This is a genomic window from Limnospira sp. PMC 289.06, assembly GCF_032350395.1.
Classification (GTDB): Bacteria; Cyanobacteriota; Cyanobacteriia; order Cyanobacteriales; family Microcoleaceae; genus Limnospira; species Limnospira platensis.
Genome location: NZ_JARPLC010000243.1, coordinates 1 through 2,709 on the forward strand (window position 1 = coordinate 1; position 2,709 = coordinate 2,709).

Genomic DNA, 2,709 nt, shown 5'->3' on the forward strand with positions numbered 1-2,709 from the left:
TGTGTCTGACAATTGGAGTCCACTTATGTTTCCATAATTGGATTCCATCTTTGGTCTGGAATAACCAAGATTCATGCCTTTCTTTCCCATTGCTAAGTTTAACCATTCCATGTCTGAAATAGTTTCCTAGCTTTTCGTAACTTGCCTTTTGGCATCTTGATTTTGTCCATGCCCGTAACATTTGCCAAACTATGTTGTCTAGCTTATTGAAGGTCTCTGTTGAGACTACCGCTGAATAATAATTTGTCCATCACCGAATCATCGGGTTTAGATGTTTAATCAGGGCTGATTGAGGTGCAGTTTTAGATTGTTTAATTACACCTTTTATCGCTTCTGTGTGGGCAACTGCTTTTTGGCTGGGTTTTATGTGGGTTTTATGTCCGATTAATCGGCTCTTACGTCCCCCTGTTTTTCCAGACTTGTATTTTCCTACTGGGTATTGCCTGATATTGAATCCGAGAAAATCAAACCCAGGTTCTTCTGTTTTGCCATTATACTCAATAGGTTTGAGTGTGTGACCAATTCGAGTCTTTTCGGGTTTAATCTCTAATCCTACAGGTTTTAACCATTCGGTGATAGCAGTTTTGCACTGTTCAATGATTCCTAGGTCTTTGGAGATTACCACGAAATCATCGGCGTATCTTATAAGGTTTATCTGAGTGGTTGTTCCTTTGTTAGGATACATTTCTTTAACTAGCCTTTCCATTCCCAACAGTGCGATGTTGGCGAGTATTGGACTTATTACCCCTCCTTGAGGTGTCCCTGTTTCTGTATCCTCAAATACACCGTTATCTAGCACGCCAGCTTTGAGCCATTGTTTCAGGTCTCTCTTCAAGCTGCTTGGACAATGAATTTTGGACAGTAGGTAATCATGGTTCACGGTAAGAGCATTTTGCTATATCGGCATCGAGAACATAATATTGTCCTCGATTTATGGCAATATAAATTCTGCCAATTGCGTCATGGGCGGACCGTCCGGGACGGAACCCGTAGCTTGTACCTTCAAATCTCGATTCCCATTCAGGTTCGAGAGCCGACTTGACCAAGGCTTGCCTTGCTCTATCTTGGATTGTGGGTATTCCTATTCCAGCTTTTTTCATCCCTGCCAGGTTTTGGTATCCACACCCGTCGCAGTGGTTTTGCTTTGATATTTCCCTTAATGTTCTCCACAAGCTCAAACCTTTGTCTTGGAGAGATTACTCTTACTCCATCAACTCCGGCTGTCTTCTTGCCTTGACCCGCCTGGGGGGCGGGTTTATTAAGCTGACTGTTGGGAAGCATGGCTGACCGTGGAACCCGCCCCTACAGTCGCACTGCTAGGAGCCGGGCATAATATGACTTCACCAATAGACGTTGCCATCTTCGTCCCTTAGCGTCTTGTCCCGATTTAGCTGCTTGAAATATACTCTTTTGGAGCTTGAATACTTTCCGTTGAACCTTAGTCCATGGGATTGTCTTCCATGCGTTGTTCGTAGTCTTGATTGGTTTTGGTTTTCCAAACCCTTTCTTTGAACTCGCTATCGCCATATGTACACCTACTAGATTCTATTTCTTTACAATCAAACCGTGACCTGTTAGCATATCCCTACCATTACAGCAGGGCGTTGGCTTTTGGTCACATCTCACATCCTCCGAGACTTGCGGTTACACTTATCCCTACTGATATTTCGACCAAATAATCAGAGTCTAGGAGGACTTAAAACGTTCCATTTATATGGGCATTCCATCTTGAGATTTGTCCTTTCCACCGGGGTACTTTTAAAGGTCTGTGTAGGTGATGAAAAGATTACCCTACTTTTCCCCTTACTCTTTTGAGCGCAGCGTATCAACCTGTTTCGCTGCTCAATAATGACGATGGTTCAAGCCGGACATTCGGTTTCCCTAATCATGGATGGTTGGCAGTGGTCGCATCTGGTAGTAGGTTCTACTTCACGCCTTCCGTTCCCCGCTTCAGTCCTGGGGTTATGATTCCCAAAACTGGGGGTGGCTGTCGCCGTTACTCTTTACTCCCTGATTTCTCAGTTGGTTCATGACCTTGAGTTCCCTGCCTTGTTTGGATTTTTCCAAACGTCGGGACATATAAACAGTTATGAGGATGGTCAGGAGTGCGCTCCTTATATTCAACCAAGGGGTATAAATCCTCACCAGGCAGTTATTTCGGGCATTGCAGCCCTATTTGATGCCTGAACGTCTCGCACCTTTTACCACATTATGGCAAATGATTCAGGGCTGGGCTTGTTTTCTATATATTACGGACGGATACAAAGTTTATCCTTGCTTAATTGAGGATTGCAATCATCTAGTCAGCAAAACGGCTATGACAAGAGTAGAAGGAGAAAACTGCCGTCTGAGGCACTATTTAGCCAGGCTACATCGCAAAACTTTGTGTTATTCCAAGTCCACTGAGATGTTGTACAAATCAATTCGCTTACTTATCTATTATTTGAAGCATGGACAACTTCCTCCGTTCTCTTCATCATTCCTCACTGTGCAATACCGAACTAGACGGTATACCCAAAACCGAAGCCAGTCAAGTTTTCCATGTCAGCAGGAACACCATCAATCTCTGGCTGCAAAGAAAAGAACACACCGGCGACTTCCTCCCTAAACCTAATCGCCCACCTGGTCATAGCCACCAAATTACCGACTGGCACAAATTCAAGGCTTTTGCCCAAGAGCATGGCGACAAAACCTCCGCTCAAATGGCTC

Annotated in this window: 3 protein-coding genes and 3 pseudogenes; 2 read left to right on the forward strand and 4 right to left on the reverse strand. The window is 44.3% G+C overall.

Annotated elements, in window-relative coordinates:
* From P5674_RS24035 to P5674_RS24050, 4 genes and pseudogenes are all read right to left on the reverse strand, one after another.
* Positions 1 to 880: pseudogene (locus tag P5674_RS24035) on the reverse strand (reverse transcriptase domain-containing protein); the annotation flags it as partial.
* Positions 870 to 1,100, reverse strand: coding sequence for a reverse transcriptase domain-containing protein (locus P5674_RS24040; RefSeq protein WP_014275812.1), 231 nt, complete (start codon positions 1,098 to 1,100; stop codon positions 870 to 872). The pseudogene P5674_RS24035 and the gene P5674_RS24040, both read right to left, overlap by 11 nt.
* Entirely contained in the window at positions 1,060 to 1,281 is a 222-nt protein-coding gene (locus P5674_RS24045; RefSeq protein WP_014275811.1) for a hypothetical protein, read from the reverse strand. Before P5674_RS24045 ends, P5674_RS24040 begins: the two co-directional genes overlap by 41 nt.
* A gap of 21 nt (positions 1,282 to 1,302) precedes the next feature.
* Positions 1,303 to 1,527 (reverse strand): reverse transcriptase N-terminal domain-containing protein, encoded by a 225-nt coding sequence (locus tag P5674_RS24050; RefSeq protein ID WP_315670356.1) that lies wholly within the window; start codon positions 1,525 to 1,527, stop codon positions 1,303 to 1,305.
* Positions 1,528 to 2,191: 664 nt separating this feature from the next.
* On the opposite strand from P5674_RS24050, the pseudogene P5674_RS24055 reads away from it, so the two are divergent.
* A pseudogene (locus tag P5674_RS24055) lies at positions 2,192 to 2,473 on the forward strand (IS1 family transposase); the annotation flags it as partial.
* Positions 2,451 to 2,709, forward strand: a pseudogene (locus P5674_RS24060) (hypothetical protein); the annotation flags it as partial. The pseudogenes P5674_RS24055 and P5674_RS24060, both read left to right, overlap by 23 nt.